23 protein-coding genes and 1 pseudogene are annotated in these 17,515 nt (G+C 42.3%); 13 read left to right on the top strand and 11 right to left on the bottom strand.

The features are described from left to right. Positions 1-295 precede the first annotated feature (295 nt). Together H6G96_RS37570 and H6G96_RS37575 are read right to left on the bottom strand one after the other, a co-directional pair. A complete protein-coding gene (locus H6G96_RS37570) occupies positions 296-601 on the bottom strand; it encodes a hypothetical protein (protein ID WP_190919303.1) in 306 nt (101 codons plus the stop codon). Between the two features lie 165 nt (positions 602-766). Then, positions 767-1,222 carry a hypothetical protein gene (locus H6G96_RS37575; RefSeq protein WP_190919305.1) on the bottom strand — a complete coding sequence of 152 codons (456 nt, stop codon included), beginning with the start codon at positions 1,220-1,222 and terminating at the stop codon, positions 767-769. A gap of 74 nt (positions 1,223-1,296) precedes the next feature. Between H6G96_RS37575 and H6G96_RS42685 the strand changes: the two genes are divergently transcribed. Both H6G96_RS42685 and H6G96_RS37580 read left to right on the top strand, forming a co-directional pair. After that, a complete protein-coding gene (locus H6G96_RS42685; protein ID WP_277933075.1) occupies positions 1,297-1,431 on the top strand; it encodes a hypothetical protein in 135 nt (44 codons plus the stop codon). 438 nt (positions 1,432-1,869) lie between these two features. Next, a complete protein-coding gene (locus H6G96_RS37580; protein WP_190919308.1) occupies positions 1,870-2,061 on the top strand; it encodes a hypothetical protein in 192 nt (63 codons plus the stop codon). Positions 2,062-2,865: 804 nt separating this feature from the next. On the opposite strand, the gene H6G96_RS37585 is transcribed toward H6G96_RS37580, so the two are convergent. After that, complete coding sequence (locus H6G96_RS37585; protein WP_190919311.1) at positions 2,866-3,153, bottom strand: LysM peptidoglycan-binding domain-containing protein; 288 nt, start codon at positions 3,151-3,153, stop codon at positions 2,866-2,868. 102 nt (positions 3,154-3,255) lie between these two features. Next, positions 3,256-3,396, bottom strand: a complete 141-nt coding sequence (locus H6G96_RS37590) for a hypothetical protein (RefSeq protein WP_190919314.1) — start codon at positions 3,394-3,396, stop codon at positions 3,256-3,258. A 33-nt stretch (positions 3,397-3,429) separates the two neighbouring features. On the opposite strand from H6G96_RS37590, the gene H6G96_RS37595 reads away from it, so the two are divergent. Then, positions 3,430-3,588, top strand: a complete 159-nt coding sequence (locus H6G96_RS37595; RefSeq protein ID WP_190919317.1) for a hypothetical protein — start codon at positions 3,430-3,432, stop codon at positions 3,586-3,588. Here H6G96_RS37595 and H6G96_RS37600 read toward each other — a convergent pair whose 3' ends face one another. The 3 genes from H6G96_RS37600 to H6G96_RS37610 form a co-directional block, all read right to left on the bottom strand. Then, positions 3,589-4,083, bottom strand: coding sequence for a hypothetical protein (locus H6G96_RS37600; RefSeq protein WP_190919320.1), 495 nt, complete (start codon positions 4,081-4,083; stop codon positions 3,589-3,591). It abuts the gene before it with no gap. A gap of 895 nt (positions 4,084-4,978) precedes the next feature. Continuing rightward, positions 4,979-5,194 carry a Nif11-like leader peptide family natural product precursor gene (locus H6G96_RS37605; RefSeq protein WP_190919323.1) on the bottom strand — a complete coding sequence of 72 codons (216 nt, stop codon included), beginning with the start codon at positions 5,192-5,194 and terminating at the stop codon, positions 4,979-4,981. A gap of 258 nt (positions 5,195-5,452) precedes the next feature. Then, a complete protein-coding gene (locus H6G96_RS37610) occupies positions 5,453-5,677 on the bottom strand; it encodes a hypothetical protein (RefSeq protein ID WP_190919325.1) in 225 nt (74 codons plus the stop codon). Between the two features lie 804 nt (positions 5,678-6,481). On the opposite strand from H6G96_RS37610, the gene H6G96_RS37615 reads away from it, so the two are divergent. From H6G96_RS37615 to H6G96_RS42690, 5 genes are all read left to right on the top strand, one after another. Next, complete coding sequence (locus tag H6G96_RS37615; RefSeq protein WP_190919327.1) at positions 6,482-7,537, top strand: hypothetical protein; 1,056 nt, start codon at positions 6,482-6,484, stop codon at positions 7,535-7,537. 131 nt (positions 7,538-7,668) lie between these two features. After that, complete coding sequence (locus tag H6G96_RS37620; protein ID WP_190919330.1) at positions 7,669-7,851, top strand: hypothetical protein; 183 nt, start codon at positions 7,669-7,671, stop codon at positions 7,849-7,851. Positions 7,852-8,167: 316 nt separating this feature from the next. Next, positions 8,168-8,653, top strand: coding sequence for a hypothetical protein (locus tag H6G96_RS37625; protein WP_190919333.1), 486 nt, complete (start codon positions 8,168-8,170; stop codon positions 8,651-8,653). A gap of 349 nt (positions 8,654-9,002) precedes the next feature. Next, positions 9,003-9,323, top strand: a complete 321-nt coding sequence (locus H6G96_RS37630) for a hypothetical protein (protein WP_190919335.1) — start codon at positions 9,003-9,005, stop codon at positions 9,321-9,323. Positions 9,324-9,671: 348 nt separating this feature from the next. After that, complete coding sequence (locus H6G96_RS42690) at positions 9,672-9,797, top strand: hypothetical protein (RefSeq protein WP_277933076.1); 126 nt, start codon at positions 9,672-9,674, stop codon at positions 9,795-9,797. Here the strand turns inward: H6G96_RS42690 and H6G96_RS37635 are convergent. Then, the gene (locus H6G96_RS37635) at positions 9,794-9,946 is read right to left on the bottom strand and encodes a hypothetical protein (RefSeq protein WP_190919337.1); all 153 of its coding nucleotides are present in this window, start codon (positions 9,944-9,946) and stop codon (positions 9,794-9,796) included. The two genes, H6G96_RS42690 and H6G96_RS37635, sit on opposite strands and share 4 nt — an antisense overlap. Positions 9,947-10,232: 286 nt before the next feature. Between H6G96_RS37635 and H6G96_RS37640 the strand changes: the two genes are divergently transcribed. Further along, entirely contained in the window at positions 10,233-10,889 is a 657-nt protein-coding gene (locus H6G96_RS37640) for a PEP-CTERM sorting domain-containing protein (protein ID WP_190919339.1), read from the top strand. Positions 10,890-11,432: 543 nt separating this feature from the next. Beyond that, positions 11,433-11,633: a hypothetical protein gene (locus H6G96_RS37645; RefSeq protein WP_190919341.1), complete on the top strand. Its 201-nt coding sequence runs from the start codon at positions 11,433-11,435 to the stop codon at positions 11,631-11,633. Positions 11,634-11,916: 283 nt separating this feature from the next. Here the strand turns inward: H6G96_RS37645 and H6G96_RS37650 are convergent, their stop codons facing one another. Then, positions 11,917-12,585 carry a DUF3105 domain-containing protein gene (locus H6G96_RS37650; protein ID WP_199339862.1) on the bottom strand — a complete coding sequence of 223 codons (669 nt, stop codon included), beginning with the start codon at positions 12,583-12,585 and terminating at the stop codon, positions 11,917-11,919. A 661-nt stretch (positions 12,586-13,246) separates the two neighbouring features. On the opposite strand from H6G96_RS37650, the gene H6G96_RS37655 reads away from it, so the two are divergent. The 3 genes and pseudogenes from H6G96_RS37655 to H6G96_RS42695 all read left to right on the top strand — a co-directional run bounded on the left by H6G96_RS37655 (position 13,247) and on the right by H6G96_RS42695 (position 14,098). Beyond that, positions 13,247-13,507 (top strand): LysM peptidoglycan-binding domain-containing protein, encoded by a 261-nt coding sequence (locus H6G96_RS37655; protein ID WP_190919343.1) that lies wholly within the window; start codon positions 13,247-13,249, stop codon positions 13,505-13,507. A 128-nt stretch (positions 13,508-13,635) separates the two neighbouring features. Continuing rightward, positions 13,636-13,794: pseudogene (locus H6G96_RS37660) on the top strand (transposase); the annotation flags it as partial. 175 nt (positions 13,795-13,969) lie between these two features. Then, complete coding sequence (locus tag H6G96_RS42695) at positions 13,970-14,098, top strand: hypothetical protein (RefSeq protein WP_277933077.1); 129 nt, start codon at positions 13,970-13,972, stop codon at positions 14,096-14,098. 694 nt (positions 14,099-14,792) lie between these two features. Here H6G96_RS42695 and H6G96_RS37665 read toward each other — a convergent pair. Both H6G96_RS37665 and H6G96_RS37670 read right to left on the bottom strand, forming a co-directional pair. Continuing rightward, entirely contained in the window at positions 14,793-15,170 is a 378-nt protein-coding gene (locus H6G96_RS37665) for a hypothetical protein (RefSeq protein WP_190731394.1), read from the bottom strand. A gap of 929 nt (positions 15,171-16,099) precedes the next feature. Continuing rightward, on the bottom strand, positions 16,100-17,515 hold a 1,416-nt coding region (locus H6G96_RS37670; RefSeq protein WP_190919345.1), incomplete at its 5' end, for a hypothetical protein.

Genomic DNA, 17,515 nt, shown 5'->3' on the forward strand with positions numbered 1-17,515 from the left:
TTGTCCGTTAATTTAAATTAACGGACAATCATCCTTATATGTCTGCGGTGTCCTGTTAAAACATTAATATATCTGCGTTAACAGGTTAGATGGGCATCCATCTATGCGTTTGAGCGATGCTCACCGCAAGTATGTAGAACCCTTTCGGGACAACGGTTTCAAGCTTACAGAGGATTGCTGCGCGTTATAGTTAAACTCATGCTGTTAATGCTGTGTAGAGCATAACAGGTTACGAGAGTATCTGGTTAAGTTCAAAGTAACAGGTTGCCAGTTTTGTCCATGTACGGTGGGCTGGCTATGAGATGCCTTCGGTAGGCGATCGTTGTAGGACGGGTGCGCCCTTGCGCCCTACGCCTTGGCTTGAGCAATTACTATATCTGGTAATTTCATCTAGATGCGTAGTCTTTCTGGGCTGGCATCTGCTGCCGCGTCTTCTGCGATGGCGTACCGCCCGCCGTAGGCGATCGTTTCGCTTGCAATGACATAGGGGCAGCGTGAAGGCTGGACTGGCAGCGTAGCTGTAGCTGCTGACGACGACGGCTGTTGCCGCGTCTCGCCTGTCCGGTAGGCGATCGCCATCGCCATCCCAATCTCTAGTCAAATCCCATCATCCTGTTATCCTAGTTTTTTTTGGTAACTCATAACAGGTTACGTATTTACAATAGTTTGCTCATTTTTCCACATCTCTGCAATACTAATGCCCAGTGGACAGTAGTCAAAGATTCCCGTTTTGGGAAAGTAAAGGGGTGCGTTATCGTCTTAAAAGTTATGCTTTATTGTTTTCTTCTGGCATAACTTCGACAATCGTGGCTTCTATCTGTTCAAGTGCTTTGTCGATCGCATCCAATTGCTTACGATTTTCCCACTCTCGATATGCTTCAGTGACAAGAGGATCAGTTCCTAGCCCAGTACTACTGCCTACCCTGCCTATGTGTTGGTGGCAGGTGTATTCTGGATTCTTGCCGCGCTTCACAATGCCCTTTAGCCTAGCTTTTGGGTTCCTCTTGAAAATAGGCTCATTCGCTTGCCATTTGGCATACACGTACCAATAAACTTCGCCACCTTTTTTGTATTGCTTCCGCACCTCATATTGATGAATCCAGATCCCAGGTTCAGACATTGGTTCATTGACTAACTGCTGTCTGATTTCCTTTAATTCCTGAAGCTTCTCTATGATTTGGTCGAAGCGATCGCCATTAGGCGTGCGGGAGGTATCAGTCATGGCACTTATAAAAGTTATGCTTATTTAAAAATGTTAAGGCATAACTCCTATGACCGCGCTAGCGGAATTTGGCTATGGCGATCGCACCAAATCGTCGCACCAAATCGTCAGCGCGGTTATTGGTTAAAATGCTGGGCTTGACTGGTGGCGTGCCGCGTCTCCCGCGATGGCGTACCGCCCGCCGTAGGCGATCGTATCGCTTGGGTTAATTTCCTATATTGAGAAAATTTGACTTCGGCTGATCTAAGATTTATTGAGTAAACAAGATTTAACTCTGAGATGTCAAAAGCCTCTTTGTCTGGTTTTTCGATCTGCACACTACTGGCCTTATTTATATAAGTTAGGGGTATGGTGTGCAGAGAATCTTTGGTTTTAGACTGCACAGCACCACCTTGGTTTTAATAAATAGAGAGAGTCGCGTGCAGGTCATCTTTGGTTCTGGGGCTGCACACGACTGGTCTTGTTTATATAAGTTAGTGGGATCGCGTGCAGGTAATCTTTGGTTTTGGGACTGCACACTACTTGTCTGATTTATATAAGTTGATGGGGTAGCGTGCAGGTAGTCTTTGGTTTTGGGGCTGCACACTACTGGCCTTATTTATATAAGTTGATGGGGTGGTGTGCAGGGAATCTGAGTTTTGGACTGCATGGCGACACAGCGTTCCCACCACTACTCCCTCAACTTCCATCCATTAAATTTTAGCGGCGATTTGCTTAATTGGCTTGGGCAATCCTATGGTTGGCGATCGCCGTTAGATGTTGGCGAAGCCATCGTCGTTAGGTGTGCCGGAGGTGTTGCTCATGGCAATCATAAAAGTTATGCTTATTGGAAATTTTAAAGCATAACTCCCATAACCGCGCTAACAAGGTTTGGCGATGGAGTAACCGTCCACCAAGAGTGCGATCGCTCCTATCCTCTCCAAATTTCTTTAATAAAGCAATCGCCCTCATTTTCCCTATGAGATGACCGCGCCCCTCTTTCAACTTCTTACTACTTAAATTGATGCTGAACTTTATACATTATTTGGTAGTCACCACTGATAATAGCCACATTTTGTATCAAGTTCTAATACCGTAGTCACGCTCTCTATATAAATAGATATTAATCATCATGACTACCAAATTCATCATGACTACCAGAACCCTAAATCTCCAATCTGAATTCTTGGCGTGACTACGGGCAACCACTTCATTTCTGTACTGATTTGATAATGCTGATTTTTATACGAAAACTGGTAGTCACCACTGAAAATATCCGCATTTTGTATCAGATGTTGATACCGTAGTCACGCTCTCTATATAAGTAGATATTAACCATCGTGACTACCAAATTATCGTGACTACCAGACCTGACTACCAAAACCCCATAACCTCCAATCTATTTTTAGGTGTTGAATATTGGGAGCGATGCCTACGGCGGCAAGCGATCGCACTAGAGAGCTAAACGCGCATCGTGTTGCATTGACCCTAGCTTTAGGTTTTGAGCTTGTTCCTCAGCCCCAAGCAAATACGGTTTCTTAGGAGCAGACGTACTGGCGGCAATCGCCACCGGTTATGAATGAAAGAAACACTCGAAATCGAAAAATTTAATATTTATAAGGGTTTCGACTCGTGTTTCTTGAAAGAGGGATACTCAGTAACATTTAAGCTTCGCTTAGCCTGCTATATCCACATCCCGCAACATAATCATAAATTTTAATTTTCTTTCCAGGGCGGATTAAGTTGGGGTTTGAGATGCCATTACGCCTAGCAACTGGTTTGTAACAAGAAGCAGTGCCATCCCCATAGAAAATTTCAGTTATCTCAGATAGTGTGTCCCCCCGCTCTACGGTGTAGGTGGGGTAATTTGCGCCGCCTGTTATTTTCTCTTCTTCAGATTCTTTTAACTCAATAAAATCTTTGTTATCAAACAAGTCTGTAATTTTAAGCATAGGTTTTGTTCTCCTGATTTAATCATCTAGGTCTTTCTTTAGACCTCTATCTTCTTATCAAGGTTTACTCGGTAACTTTTCTGCACTATGTCTTTTTTTGTTTCAAATTTTTACAACTGGATTTGTAGGAGTAAAAGTAGCAAACAAGCTGGGATAATCGGCGTGAGTACCCATAGCTTCAGGCGTACCAGTTAACAGAGTCATGGAGGTAGCGTCCACCCCAGCGAACGCTTCTAAGGGCATCGAAATTTAGAGCAGTTGCAGAGATACTTGGAAGTGACCGACGAACAGGTGTTAGGTGCGGCGGCGGCGTTGTCTATGCTGTCACCAGTGACTAGAAGTGGTGTAGAGCGAGATACCCACATGAAACGTGCTACACGAGGCAATACGGGGTGTAATTTGGCGGGTGGGTGGGAAAAGTCGCACCCCAACTAATTACCTAACACGCTTGATTGTTACAACATTAAAAGGATTTGAACCACCACACTTAGGATTAAAGGATCTCTGAATTATAATCCAACCTGTTAGATTCAATGAAGATGAAGAACACATATCTAATAAACTATTAAGAGGTAAGCCATCAGCACGCGTGATTGTTACAACATTATAAAAACTAAAAGGAATACCACACTGAGTAATACTATGGGAGTTCCCAGTTACAACAAAACCATCTGGGCGAAAAAATGGGCTACAGATCCTTAGTGAACTACCAAGTGGGAGAATACTAGCATTTTGAATTGTTAGAAGAGTACTATTGTAAGAACGACACTGCCTGCTATAAGATTTTTGAGTTATAACAAACTCTTTTGGAAGGTCATAAGGTGAATCACAAATTTGAGTTGTCTGTGAAAAGGCTTCCTTTTCAGGCAAAACACCGCCTATCACAACTCCTAGCACTAGTATTGTACTTAAAATATTGTTTGTTTTCATTTGTTTAGTGCCTGTAGAATCCGTGAATGCTGTACCCTGTTGACCCAAGATATCTATACACCCAAGGGAAACTTTAGACCCCGGCTGATTATCAGGAAGTCAAACACGAAGGGGAAGCTGGCTACTAGGTCAATCCCAGTGATTGAAGACTTACGGCGGTTATTGACAGCCTCTTTCAGTTAATGTAATTGCCCTACAAATTTCGTCAGTTATTAAGAGTTATTTAGATGCGTTTGCCTTGGATGAAAGTAGATAATTCTGCTGTTTTTCAAGGCATTTAAAGTCCGAAAGGATTTTTAAAAATCATATTTTTATTATGGTTCAGAAATTCCACACACGCTTATGATTTGATGCAAAATTTTATGTTGCTTTCATTTAAGTTGCGAGAAAACCATTTCACATAAAATCCCGCTAACGCTCTTACACTAAGCATTAGCGGAATATTGTCTTAGATTGAATCACCTCAAACCCTGGTTTGGGGCGATTCTACAATTGAATCAACAATGTAGAATCCAAAAAAGTCGGCAATTGAGCCTTTAACGAGATTGGCAAAGGTAGTGATCGCCTGTCAACTCCAGTTTTAATATCTGAAAAATTAGCGTAACTTTTGAAATTCCAATTTCTGACCGCGAACAAAATCACCTCATCAAGTGCGGGGCCGCCGCGCACCCAAAACAAAAAAAGGGTATTCGGGAATGAGGGACAAGGGGGAAGGGGCGATTGCACCTACTACCGCCGCCACAATCGCCTATAGTCCCTTTAATCTCCTAACTTGGCTTATTTTTGCCCATTCACCACATTTACGCGGCTTATTTGTCATCCTGGGGAGAAGCTAAAAGCGATCGCTATTCATCCCTCAGCATAGCTGCCTTTTTCAAAAATTCTCGCGTGATCCCTAGTTGTACTCTCCAGGAAGATCAGTTTTTCTAACAGTAATGCTGCCAACTTTCTTACCTGACATTCTCAATAATTCATCACCTGAAAATTCAAAACCAAGCAAGAGTGCTATTCGCGCAACATCATCTGCGGTTGGTGCTGCAAGCACCTCGTTTTTAAGTTCAGGTTCAGACTGCATTTTCTTTAAAAATGCTTCGATTTGCTCAAAAGCCATATTTAAAATTTGATCCTCGCTAGCTACTCGTAATATAAAGAAAAACAGCAGTATATTTTTTAAGACTAGCAGCACAAGGGTATCAAGATTCGGGGGAAGATAATTATAGCGACGCGCTGCTCTTCATTTATCAGAATCTTGCTTATAAGAAACCACCTTCTTATAAGTAAACGGGTGGTTCATGCCACCCAAAAACCTACTCTTTTGTTAACTCCTCAAACCTGCGATCGCCAATCGGTTACATCATCACTTCAGTAGTTATGCTTTATTATTTTCTTTTGGCATAACTCCGATAAGCGCGTTTTCTATCTCATCAAGTGCTTTATCAAGTGCGTCTAACCGCTTACGATTTTCCCATTTCTGATATGCTTCTGTGACCTCTGGATCAGTTCCTAGCCCTGTGCTACTGCCTACCCTGCCTATGTATTGGTGGCAGATATATTCTGGGTTCCCGCCGCGCCTCCTGCTTTGCGATCGCCTCAAAATAGTTATGCTTTATTATTTTCTTCTGGCATAACTCTTATGCCCCGCAGCCTAACTACTGTACTGCTTTGTTAAGACTGGTTTTTATACATTATTTGGTAGTCACCACTGAATATCCCCTCATTTTGTATCAGAATTTGATACGGTAGTCACGACCTCTATATAAATAATAAATAGATATTAATCCTCGTGACTACCAAAATATAACTACCAGACCATGACTACCAAAACCCCAAAACCTCCAATCTATTTTTGCTAGGCGGCTGTACTGCTTTGCAATCGCTGCAACATTGGCGTGGCAGTGGCGTGGTCAGAGCGCGAGTTTAGCGAGGTGGTCTGGTGATAAATTCCCGTGGTTAGGTTATGAAAAAGTTAATGCTCTGGAACTGAAAACTTAACAGACACTACGCTGTCAAATTATCAGGCAGGATTTTTTCATGAACTTTTGTAAACAATTGGCTGGTTCTGCATAAAACTTGTACGCCGAACGTAAATTAAGCAGGTACTTGCTTGATGAGCATTAATTGGGGTTTACTTGATTTGCGATGGCGTACCCGTCCGCGAAGAAAGTAATCGCACGCTCATCAATCGTCTGCGTGGCTGTGGTGGCGTGGTCATACCTATCGCTTAAGCATTTTGCATAACAGGTAAAGAGGATAACAGGTTGCAGCTATTGTTTGAGCGTCGCCAAATCAAGAGAGAAAATCATCTACCCCGCTCACTAATTCGTCTATATCTATCCTGCTTGCCAAGGCTGCTCTACTTAGAAGCTCAATACTAATCTAAATTTAGAGGATTTTGATTATGCCCAAATTTACAGTTCGACCCAATTTCACAGGCACTGCTGGTGACGACACAATAGTAGGGGAAGATTTAAATAAATTTCCAGCAATTGGGATTGATATTTTAACTGGAGGTTTCATTTCTACAGGCTTAGGAAATGACACTATCACTGGCACTGGTCAGGGTGGTAAGGGTGAGGAGAGCCCTGAGAACAGAAACTTCAATGGCGGCAACGGCGGTGATGGGATTGGCATTGCCAACAGTAGGAGTGGGAGTTTGAATACGGGGGACGGAAATGACACTATTATTGGTGCTGGTCAGGGCGGCACTGGTAAGGCTTTCAGTCCCTTTACCACCAGAGACGGAAGCTACTACTATGCCGGCTACGGGGGTACAGGGACTGGCATTAGCAACACTGGGATTCTGAATACGGAGGACGGAAATGACATTATCACTGGTACTGGTCAGGGTGGTAAGGGGGAGAGCGGCAGCGACTACTCCATTAACGTTAACGGCGGAGGGACTGGGATCAGCAACACTGGGCTACTGGATACCGGAGACGGAAATGACACTATTACTGGTTCTGGCAACGCTTTAGCTTATAGCCTCAAGGTTATAGGCATCTCCAACGACGGAGTAATTGATACTGGGAATGGTTGTGACATTCTTACCGGACAGGCTACAGCAACAATTGGTGGTGCTGCCTATGGCATTTATGGAGAAGGAACTATCAAGACTGGTGATGGCAATGACTTTATTACATCCACCAGTACCATCAATGAAGTTCAACAAAAAGTTACTATTGGTGGCGGTATCAACATTTATCTAGACATTGGAAATGACTACTTTAAAGGGTTTGGTACTGGGACTGTAGATGGTGAAGAAGGTTTTGATACCTTAGACCTCAGTGCTTTCAATCGCTCTGAACTCACTTTTTCTGGTGTAATTTTGGGCAATACTCTAAACCCTGCTAACATCAGCTTCAATAACAATGGAAATGTTATTACACTTTCTACTACGGGCTTTGAGAATTTTGTCTTTGCAGATGGCTCTTTGGGCTACAGTACTTTAGTCTAAAACAATGTGGGGTTTGCATTACTAATCTAAATACTGTTTAAAATTTTTATCGGCTGTAAAGCTTACAGGCAAGGCTTAGAGGGCGTTCCATACCCTAGTAATTTTTTCTATATATATAAAAACACGAGGGGATGGAACATCCCCACTGGCTTTACATTTACTTTTCTTGGTTTGGGTATTGGGCATTGAGCATTGGGAGCGATCGTACCTCTCCACCACCGCCACAATCGCCTACACCAGTTTTCGGCTACAATCCCACTGCCAGCACCATACACACCCCTAAAATCCCAAAATTAACCCCACTCAGGCTTTGAGTAGGGCATTGGGGATGAGGGAAGAGGGGAGAGGGGAGGGCAAGGAGTGATCGCACTAACTCTGTTTTTGAATCTTTATAATCGCTTGATAATACTTGCTTAAAGTTACCGATGTCTTAAAGAGCGCTAAACTGTGACACTTCTTCTCAAAACCGACTTTTTACAACTTTTCCTAACTTAATTAATTAAATCAGACAATTTCTAAGTTTTTAAGTTACGACTTTATAAAACTTTTTCATGCTGTGCAAATTGCTGGAAAAGTTTAACCTTAATTAGAATTGCAAACTTCAATTACTTTACTTATAAGGACACGAAAATGGCTTCCATCAACGGCACTTTCAGAAACGATAGTATTAACGGCACCAGCCAGAGCGATATCATTACTGCGGGTCTCGGTAATGATACTGTCCTTGGAGCAGGCGGCAACGACTCCCTGTTCGGCCAAGAGAACAATGATAGGTTGTTCGGCCAATTGGGCAACGACACGCTCACGGGCGGTTTCGGCAATGACACCTTTTTTTATGATAGTAGAGAGGGCAACGATCTCATCCAGGATTTCACTAGAGGGGACAAAATAAGTCTCACTGAATTACCTTCTGCTTCTGCTATACAGCAGATTCGGAGCGTTTTTGGCAACACTATCGAGGCTGGTGATCGTGGTGTACGTAATGTCAACGGCGATCTGGTGATCGACTTTGCCCAGGCTTCCTCCGGCAGCATTGACCCGTTTGGCGGCTCTGGCGACCTTATCCTCAATAACTTGGGAGGCAACTCTCTAACAGTGGGTATCGATGTTATCTAAGGATTGAACGTTAATCCCACGTCGCTTGACGCCGTGGCTGGCGGGCTTCTACCTGCTGGCGACGATTACTTAACGTGAGTTCGATGGATAGAAAAGCCTAAAAAGCTTGCTAGGGATGAATTTGGTTAAGTGGGCAGGTGAAGTGCGATCGCTACGCGGCGTAAGTCTAATACTTATCGAGTTTTCCCCTAGTTTTGTCAAGGGGAAACAAAAAAAGGTTTTACGAGACTGCGTGAATTTTTATATAAGCTTTTCATTAAGTACTAAAGTAGAACAATTCGGGGCATTTGAGAAAATGGTTACGAGGGAAATGTCGGTTTATGGGAGTTAGGCGGCTTGAGGTGCAAGCATGAAATGGCTAGAACCGTGGTGGGCGACGGAAGGACAGGCCCCCGATTTTCGCGAGACGTTCGAGCGGCAACTTGAGATGGAGCTTTCACCCAAGCACAAGTTGTACGGCGTTCCGGTAAAGCTGATCGGCCGGCATGGTGGCTCCGACGACGCCTTGTTTGAACTCTCGGACGGCTCTGGCCGGGTCACGGTGGTTCACCTGACGTGGGCGAGGAGTCCGGAGATGCCGCCGTGGCCCGTGACCGCCATCTATGAGAGCTTTGAAGCCTGGTCGGAGCAGTGCATGAAGCCAGAACATGAGGAGTGGGTAACTGAATAAGCAGTAGCTGTGTCGGGGCTAGGCGCCGTCTAACAACGGCATGGGCAAGTTCACCCTATTTTTGACTGGCAACTGCGTTGCTAACGACGACCGCTTCGCGGCGTCTCTTTGGCTATACTAAAATCCTCACCCTTGTAATATATTTATGCTACAAAAACCGCATTTTGCTTAATGCGAAAAAAAGTTGCTAATCGGCAATTACCCCCCTAAATATATCCTGAATACTTAAACTTAAGAGGTAGCGATGCAAATCCTATACATTACTGGGTTTTTATACTTAGATAGCTTCACCCCAAAAAACTAGCTCTTTGTAGTACGTTCGGTTCGGCATCTAGAATCGGGCATTGGGTGTTAGTCATTAGTCATTGGGCGATCGCCTTTGGTAACAAGCTACGCACCCCTCCACCGCCGCCACAATCGCCTACACCAGTTTTCAGTTACAATCACCACAGCCACGACCATACAGCCGCCTAGAATCGCAAAATTAACCCCACTTGTGATTTAAGTGGGGCATTGGGTATTGGGGATGAGGGAAGGGAGGGGCGATCGCGCCCAATCTCAAAAAAAAATAAACCTGGGCGACGCAAGGGTGCTACGGCGTCAATTTGGCGGTGTGGAGGCATAGGCCATTGGGTATTCAGTATTGAGCAATAGGAAGGTGCGATTACTTAAATTTTTACGCTTCGTATGTAAATTTTTGTAATAAAATTTTTGCTTTTTGCGAAAAAATTGTTGAACGACTAGCTGCCTAGAAGCTTGACATACAATGCTTTCCTTGTCAGTATACTGAGGAAAGTTCAAGTAGGATTTCTATATTTCAAATAAATTCAATTACGTGGCAAAGAGCGTGTATATTCTGAAAAGTGTGATAAAAAACACAGACTTATCAGGAGTTACAACTACTAACACATGAGTATTTCAACTTTTGCGAAAAAATTATCGACTGCTGCAATCGCAGCAACAGCCATTGTTTTGGGTATAGGAGCAGTAGCACAAGCAACTGTTTTAACATTTGATGATATAGCACCTATTCAAGACTATGATCTAATTCCTAATGGTTACGGTGGATTTAATTGGGATAATTTTTACTACTCCAATGGTTCGCAGAATAATATCTCACTTTCAGGCTATGACAATGGTAGAGTGTCAGGAGACTACGTGGCCTACAACAGTTTTGGAGACCCTGCCCTAGTAAGTGATGGTATTTTTGACTTCAACAGTGCTTACCTCACAGCTGCTTGGAATAATGGTTTGTCGGTTACTGTAGAAGGTTTTAAGAGCGGCGCAACCTTGTATTCAAAGACTGTGGTTGTAGATACAACACAGCCAACTTTAGTTAATTTTGATTATTTTGGTATTGATGAATTAAGGTTCAAGTCATTTGGCGGAGTTGAGCCAGACTATCTTACAGAGAAGGGTATTGGGACACAGTTTGCGCTAGATAACTTTACCTTTAATGAAAAAGCTACATCTGTTCCCGAACCTACATTGCTACCAGCGCTACTGTCAATAGCTACTTTCAGTGCTGGTTCAGTATTAAGACGTAAACAGCTAAAGCAAAGTTAACTCAAACCTTGCACTTTCCTCAAACAATTAGAAGTTACAGCTATATAAACAAGAGCTATACTGACCTGGGCTGAAAGCTTTACAATCTGTAGAGGCAGCCTTTGTTCGTACAGCCTTTCTAGAGTGTCAAGATTTTGTCAAAACCCTTAATGGTTTGGGCGTGGATGTCGGTAAACTCCACTTTAACGAGATCAGCGTGAAACAATTGCACAGCAACGATTAAGAGCATACTACACAGGTAAAACGATATCCTGAAGAAGGTTATTTTTGGCGATCGCTCCTCCAAAATTTGACACCACTTTTGAAAACTCAAATTTTCTACACGAATGAAATCGCCTCATCTAATTGCCTCCCCGCCGCGCCGCCAAAACAAAAAAAGGTATTAGGGAATGAGTGGAGGCGATCGCACCAAAAACAAACCCCGTGCGATGCGGTGGTGAGGAGCTGAGATTAATTGGGGTGTGGGAGTAGCCGAGGCGAATTCGTGCGTAGTTTCCGAAAAAAGAATGGTACTATCTCAGCATTCTGTCTAGGATAATCTACGTGAAAAATACAAAGCTAGAAAAGAAAAGTTTGTTCACAGTAATAGATGATGCCGAAGCGATAAAAATAACTGGCGGTGTAAGTAGTCTTAAAATTAAATGTCGATTTCATGCAAAACCGCTTTTTAAAAATCGATTTCATGCAAAGCCGCTTTCAAAAAAAGGTATACTCACCGATGTTATACCTTCGACGGTAGCCTAAATACTCATTCATCTCACAACACGCCACAGCAAAATGAGTAGGCACTATTATGAGTGTCGGTTAACAGATTGTTTGTCGTTTTAACAAATTGATGCCATCGAAAAAACATTATGATGTAAGGTTTTCAGTTTTAACTACGATCGCTAGTCCACACCTTGTGAGGAATGCTCAAAATCTTACAACTTTTTAACTAGACCTGACTTTAGAAGTTTATGAGAGAACGGCATTAATTTGTTAAGGCGACAAATAATCTGTTAACCAACATTATTCATGGAACAAACCATTAGCCCGGACATAGCCCTTCCTGGCATTCAGGGCCTCGAACAATATGCGTATCATAAAAGACTTTTACTGCTGTAGAGTTGTAACGGTCAAGCTCCTGCAAGTAATTCCAAGCGGTAAGTGCAATTGCTGTGTCGAGGTTCTGCCGTGGTGTCAGGATAACACGTGCGTTAAAGTCGCTCAAAGATCGCGCCTGTTGCCGTAGCTGGGTCAACTCTTGATCTTTAATTTGCTTAGGGTTATAGCTAATAATTACTCCACCGTGTTCTAAATTATGTACTAAAAATCCATCGGCGGGCGGTTCTTTGTATATACCCCACGCTGCTGGGTACGGGTAGTGCGGCCCGGAGGTTGGTGGATTTGAGTTATAAATGACTGAAGTACCTATTTCCACGTGTTCTTGCCCCAAATCTGGGAAACGTATTCCTGGTAGTATTGTGCCAGGGTACAGGCTTGGCAACGGTGATTCAAGTGTCATTACTAAGAAAGGTTGGATTAAGCCCTTCCACTCTCGTATGGAATTCATCATTGAACTAGAAGTTGACGCGGTATTCGGTTGTGAGGAAGATTCATGAGAACTCCCAGGCATATTTCCGAATACTAAAGTTATGGTGATAGCGCAGGTCAAGCAAAGTACTAAGAAACCTGATTTAGCTAGCTTAATATTCATATAATCCTCTTCCATGACTCTTGGATAATTAACAATTCTTTCCGGCTTTTTTGCATGAAACAGAAAAAGACATACCTTATGATTATAAAAATCAACAAAACTATTTTTTTAAATTAGTTGGACAAAAAAAATTAAGCTATGTGACAAAATGTAAAATCAACAAGTAGCTTAGAAACTAGCCATTCCATAATTTTTACAAAACTAAACATATATGGGTTTGATTGTGCCGACTTACTTATTGAAATTATTACCAATTTAAAATATTTATAACACTCATAATTTCCAGAAAGTTGCAAGCTTCTCGAATTAAAATAAATATTTGTAAAAAAACTCCATTTTTTATGTAAAAGTCATGACTCAACTTGCAAAATAAAGTAGAGGTTTACAAATTTAATAGACACATAGATTCAGTAGAATAAATCCATTTATGTAAATTTCTGTAACACATAACTAACTTTAAGAAGATGTTCTAAAAGTCCCGAAAGGTATAATTTTGCAGTTCTGCACTGGATTAAGCTTTACTGTGCTAGCAATAAGAGCAAAGACCTTTTTAAAACATCTTCTAAGCTAGATAGGACAACCTATAACTTTATATAGCTGGATTTATTCAAGCCTACCTCTAAAATCAAAAAGACACATCAACTAAACTTCGGAGCGCAATATGTCTGAAAGTAAAGTTATTAATAATGTACTTCTTTTCTCTAGGATCAATGAGCAGGAAGAAGCAAGTATAGTAGGAGGCTATACGTATACCGTAAAACGTGGGGACTCACTATTCAAAATAGCTAAGAGATATTGTGGAAAGGGTAATAAGTGGACCCAAATTTACAAGGACAATAAACGCAAAATTGGTTCAAATCCTGACTTAATCCGCCCTGGTCAAAAACTCTATCTCCGTTGTTCTGGAATACCTTGGCAGTGAAGAAATAAGGAGATAAAAATTGGTGACATTAACAATCTGGACTTTGGACTAAAAGGCTAGAGAAAAGCAGTCAGCAGTAACACTGCTACCGTAAAGTCAATGAAAGTAATTGATAAATCATTGACGTGATGATCCTGACACAACTAGAAAAATTCTGCCAAGCTATCTTCGATAGTTTGGAGAAGGACAAAGATGTAGTATTGACAAGTCCGAGTATTCCATCATTCGTAAGCTTGTCACAAAGCCCAGTATTTCGACGGCAATGGTCGAGCATTTATGCAGCTTTGACGACATCAGCGTGAAACAACCTCACAGTAAGCATTAAAACCATACTACACTCGTAAAAACACATCCTGAAGAAGGAGGTTATTTTTGGCGATCGCTCTCGCTCCCCTACGGCCGATGCTTTTGTCGTGCTTCTGTAGTTTATGCATAGTAAGCGATAGGGTTAAAAAATAGGTTATGGAAACTGTCTTTTTCCAAACCTATTTTTCCACTCAACCCGATCGCTTACCGAACAGTTCCACCCTTTCCGCGATACTCCAAATTTTTTTGACAACAATAGCGATCGCCTACCAACTTCAGTTTTAATACCAGAAAAATTTTCAGTTTCTGACCGCGAACAAAATCACCTCATCTAATCCGGTTCCCGCCGCGCTCCCAAAACAAAAAAAGGTCTTAGGGAATGAGTGGAGGCGATCGCAGGGAGACAATCTCTACGCACCTATACAAAGCGCTCCGGCTAGCAAGAACCGCAGATATCGTTGACAATAATCAACCTTCGCCAAACTAGACAAAGCTCCCTCAAGCTATTGCCAGTTCTGGGTTATGAGGCTTTTGGGGGTGTGTAAAACCCTATGATTCTTCCATTCCCGTTTTGGGAAAATCATTCCTTTCATTTTGTACTGACACAACTTCCGCACCTAAAAAAGATAATTCTCCACAGTGATCGCCATAAATAATTTTCAAGAATGAATATACAATTCTGGTGCTGCCTGGGAGTAATAGGCTAATCGTTATCCTGTAAACTGTCCTCAGAATTATTCATCAATTCCCGTAATTGGCGTATGTTGTTAGGCTTGATCGTTAGGGTGTAGGCTCGTTAGCGCTGTTTTCTATAGCAATCTTAAATAATTTGTGAGAAATCAAAAGGCTGAAAAGCTTATAAATATGTACTTTTACTCATCTGATTTTCTTACAGTTTAATTCGGATTGCTATATGTTCTATCTTTTTTGAGTTTTGCCAGTTAACCAAAACTTCCGACGAAATTAGGAGAATTATGGTTTAAATTACAATAACATTGCTGTTAATCGATGTATTCACTGGAAAAGCTTGCTCTGTGCTTTGGAGGGTAAAATTGGCGAATATCTCATCGTTTCCAATATCTTCATCCAGCGTTCCAAGGCTGACTAATGCTTGAAAAGTGTTAATCCCTGCATTGGTAAAATTTTTAGTTGGAAAGAAGTACAAATCATCATTTCCTCCGTTGAAGAAATTGCCATCTTCTCCAACTAGTTTAACTGCGAGTTGTAAATTAACCAGCCCCTGGCTAACAACAAAGTTTTCAAACGGAGTGAGTGTGACATTGACCGTTGCAGTAACATTAGGATCTGAACCTGTAAGAAGATCTATTTGCAGTGTAGGATTAGATAAGCTTGCCATATTTACCTCTTGAACTGCTTACATCCTGATCTCAGCCCAAAACTCAAATTTTTCGCAGAAGTTTCAAATTTATTACAAAAGTTTACATATAAATTCTTAAGACACTGTAATTGCTACCAAGAAAAAAGAGTTAATCAGAAACTTTAAATACCTGGATCAGACCATCGGGAGATCAGCCGCAGGGTCTTACCTCCGCCTATATTGACTAGCGTACTGAAGGCAGGGCACCGGAATCCCGGGTAGAATTGTGTGGTGTAGGGGATGTTTCGGGTTCCTCCTGATCCTACGTTAACCGAGCCGTATCTTTGGACGCCTACGTACGGGCGTTCGCACGTGCCACGGTTGACAGTGTAAGATAAGAAGGTATTGGGATTAAACTCCGCAGTGCTGTTTCTTCCGTCATTTACATATTTAACCTCGGATGCCCGCACAGATGTTCCTTCATAGGTAAAGTACAACCAAGTCACCGTAACGCAGACGTTAGCTTTCCCGCCGGGGGGGACCCCACATTTTTGCGTATATTTCTTGGAAGGGGTAACTTGTGTCAATGTCCTCAGTGGCAAAGCACTTACACCTAATATTGTGGCTGTGGCCATCGCGGCCGCTATTAATGTTTTACGCATTTATCGTCTCTTATAGAATGCTGCTATGCAATTGAGCATACCTATATTAACTAGGATATAATCAGAGCGAATTAATGCATTTAATTGCATTAATTAGAAACATTTATTTGCATTAGTAGACTTTGGCACAAGTTAGTCTACCATGTATATCTGGGGGTAGGAGTGGCACCCACAGTTAGTATTCCAAAGAAACTTAATGACTTTATGGCGTAGGTCGTAGCTGTAAGCTTTTGCCATTGGTTCAAATCACACACGGTAAAAAATCACCGCTCGACCAACTTATGAAACTATGGCCCTTTAGCCACTTTAATTCCTTCCTGCCTTAAAGCCTTCACCACTCAGGAACTCATCGTTTATCAGCAACAGGATTTTATCTGTGTCCTTCCCTTTGTTGGCATAGCTGGCAGGGTTACTGGGGTCTTTCTTATTTTCCATGCCGAACTTGGCGTTATGGCTGATTATTTCATCTTTGTGCTGTTCAATCCAATCTCTGATCAGCAGACCGTTACAGCCTGATAAATCTCTGAGCGCTTGGTTAGTAATTGCCAATCGATCGCCGTCTCCAGTCGCCACAGTATCGTTGTAGAGACAGATAGCCTGATAAGACCTACGAATTTTTTCTACAGCTGCCCCAGCCGTTTTGCTCCCCCACACCTCGGCATCGGTCTTGGCTTGCCAGTCAATCTCTTCCTTTGGTGGGGCTACTTTGGCTGGTGTGGCAATGGTAGCAGGTGCGTTCAATGCTCCCCCAAGAGTTAACTTACTTACCATCTCAACAACTTTCTTTTCCAGCCAAGAATCTAATTCTGTGACATTGAGGGTAACTGTTTGGGGTTGTGGTGGGCTGGTTTCCGTAGCATCTTTCTCTTGTTGTAGTTGGTTATTCGCGGCTTCTAACTGGTTATTGTTTTCTTGTATCTGTCTAACTTGTGCTTCTAACTGGTCATTGGTTTCCTGTAACTGTTTAACTTGTGCTTCTAACTGGTCATTGGTTTCCTGTAGCTGTTTAACTTGTGCTTCTGATTGGGCTAATTTTTGCTGTGCTGACTCTAGTAGCGTGACAGTATCTAAACGGTTGTTATAAGACTTAATCAACTCGCTGACTACTGACTGATGGTTAGGTGCTTCTAATTGCTCTTGCAGGTAGCGAATAGCTTCTAAGTCTGAAGACTTAACCCGAACATTGGCGATCTTTTCTCTTGGCAGATCGCCGGGAAAGCCTACAGGTTTAGTAGTGTAATAATCTGAATAACCAAGAGTAGTAGCGACGTGTTCCAAATCCTTATCACTGATTTTATCGCCTGGGGTAATATGACCGAGAAAGCAAGCAGCGAAGTACATTTTCGCCCCTAGAGAACCCCTACAATCGCGCTCGGTTACGAGACTTGCACAAGCTGCCCTTAGCGCTTTACAGTCATTTTGATCCTGACCGTGACGGAAGTTTAAAACTGGTTCATCACTGTCCTTGCCACCGAAATAATTTTGAACTACCCGACGTAATGAATTACCGCGTCTGTCTTCAATAGCCTTATTTTGGGCTGTTATATCTCCAGGAAACTCACTAGAAACTTCTTTGATTAATTCCTTCAGGTTGGCATCCTTCCGTAAGTAAGCCAATCGCTCAATTATGTACGAAGCCCCTAACAAAGTAGAAATTTTAAAAACTGGCTTCTGACCACGCTTCTTGCCCTGTCCTTCAAACCATGCTTGATAAGATTCACC

Source organism: Nostoc sp. FACHB-892 (genome assembly GCF_014698795.1).
GTDB lineage: Bacteria > Cyanobacteriota > Cyanobacteriia > Cyanobacteriales > Nostocaceae > Nostoc.

Excerpts from the sequence above, each read along its gene's own strand:
- H6G96_RS37575 (WP_190919305.1), bottom strand. The coding sequence starts at position 1,222 with ATGACTGATACCTCCCGCACGCCTAATGGCGATCGCTTCGACCAAATC.
- H6G96_RS42685 (WP_277933075.1), top strand. The coding sequence starts at position 1,297 with ATGGCGATCGCACCAAATCGTCGCACCAAATCGTCAGCGCGGTTATTG.
- H6G96_RS37580 (WP_190919308.1), top strand. The coding sequence starts at position 1,870 with ATGGCGACACAGCGTTCCCACCACTACTCCCTCAACTTCCATCCATTA.
- H6G96_RS37585 (WP_190919311.1), bottom strand. The coding sequence starts at position 3,153 with ATGCTTAAAATTACAGACTTGTTTGATAACAAAGATTTTATTGAGTTA.
- H6G96_RS37590 (WP_190919314.1), bottom strand. The coding sequence starts at position 3,396 with ATGCCCTTAGAAGCGTTCGCTGGGGTGGACGCTACCTCCATGACTCTG.
- H6G96_RS37600 (WP_190919320.1), bottom strand. The coding sequence starts at position 4,083 with ATGAAAACAAACAATATTTTAAGTACAATACTAGTGCTAGGAGTTGTG.
- H6G96_RS37605 (WP_190919323.1), bottom strand. The coding sequence starts at position 5,194 with ATGGCTTTTGAGCAAATCGAAGCATTTTTAAAGAAAATGCAGTCTGAA.
- H6G96_RS37615 (WP_190919327.1), top strand. The coding sequence starts at position 6,482 with ATGCCCAAATTTACAGTTCGACCCAATTTCACAGGCACTGCTGGTGAC.
- H6G96_RS37620 (WP_190919330.1), top strand. The coding sequence starts at position 7,669 with ATGGAACATCCCCACTGGCTTTACATTTACTTTTCTTGGTTTGGGTAT.
- H6G96_RS37625 (WP_190919333.1), top strand. The coding sequence starts at position 8,168 with ATGGCTTCCATCAACGGCACTTTCAGAAACGATAGTATTAACGGCACC.
- H6G96_RS37630 (WP_190919335.1), top strand. The coding sequence starts at position 9,003 with ATGAAATGGCTAGAACCGTGGTGGGCGACGGAAGGACAGGCCCCCGAT.
- H6G96_RS37635 (WP_190919337.1), bottom strand. The coding sequence starts at position 9,946 with ATGCCTCCACACCGCCAAATTGACGCCGTAGCACCCTTGCGTCGCCCA.
- H6G96_RS37640 (WP_190919339.1), top strand. The coding sequence starts at position 10,233 with ATGAGTATTTCAACTTTTGCGAAAAAATTATCGACTGCTGCAATCGCA.
- H6G96_RS37650 (WP_199339862.1), bottom strand. The coding sequence starts at position 12,585 with ATGAATATTAAGCTAGCTAAATCAGGTTTCTTAGTACTTTGCTTGACC.
- H6G96_RS37655 (WP_190919343.1), top strand. The coding sequence starts at position 13,247 with ATGTCTGAAAGTAAAGTTATTAATAATGTACTTCTTTTCTCTAGGATC.
- H6G96_RS42695 (WP_277933077.1), top strand. The coding sequence starts at position 13,970 with ATGGAAACTGTCTTTTTCCAAACCTATTTTTCCACTCAACCCGATCGC.
- H6G96_RS37665 (WP_190731394.1), bottom strand. The coding sequence starts at position 15,170 with ATGGCAAGCTTATCTAATCCTACACTGCAAATAGATCTTCTTACAGGT.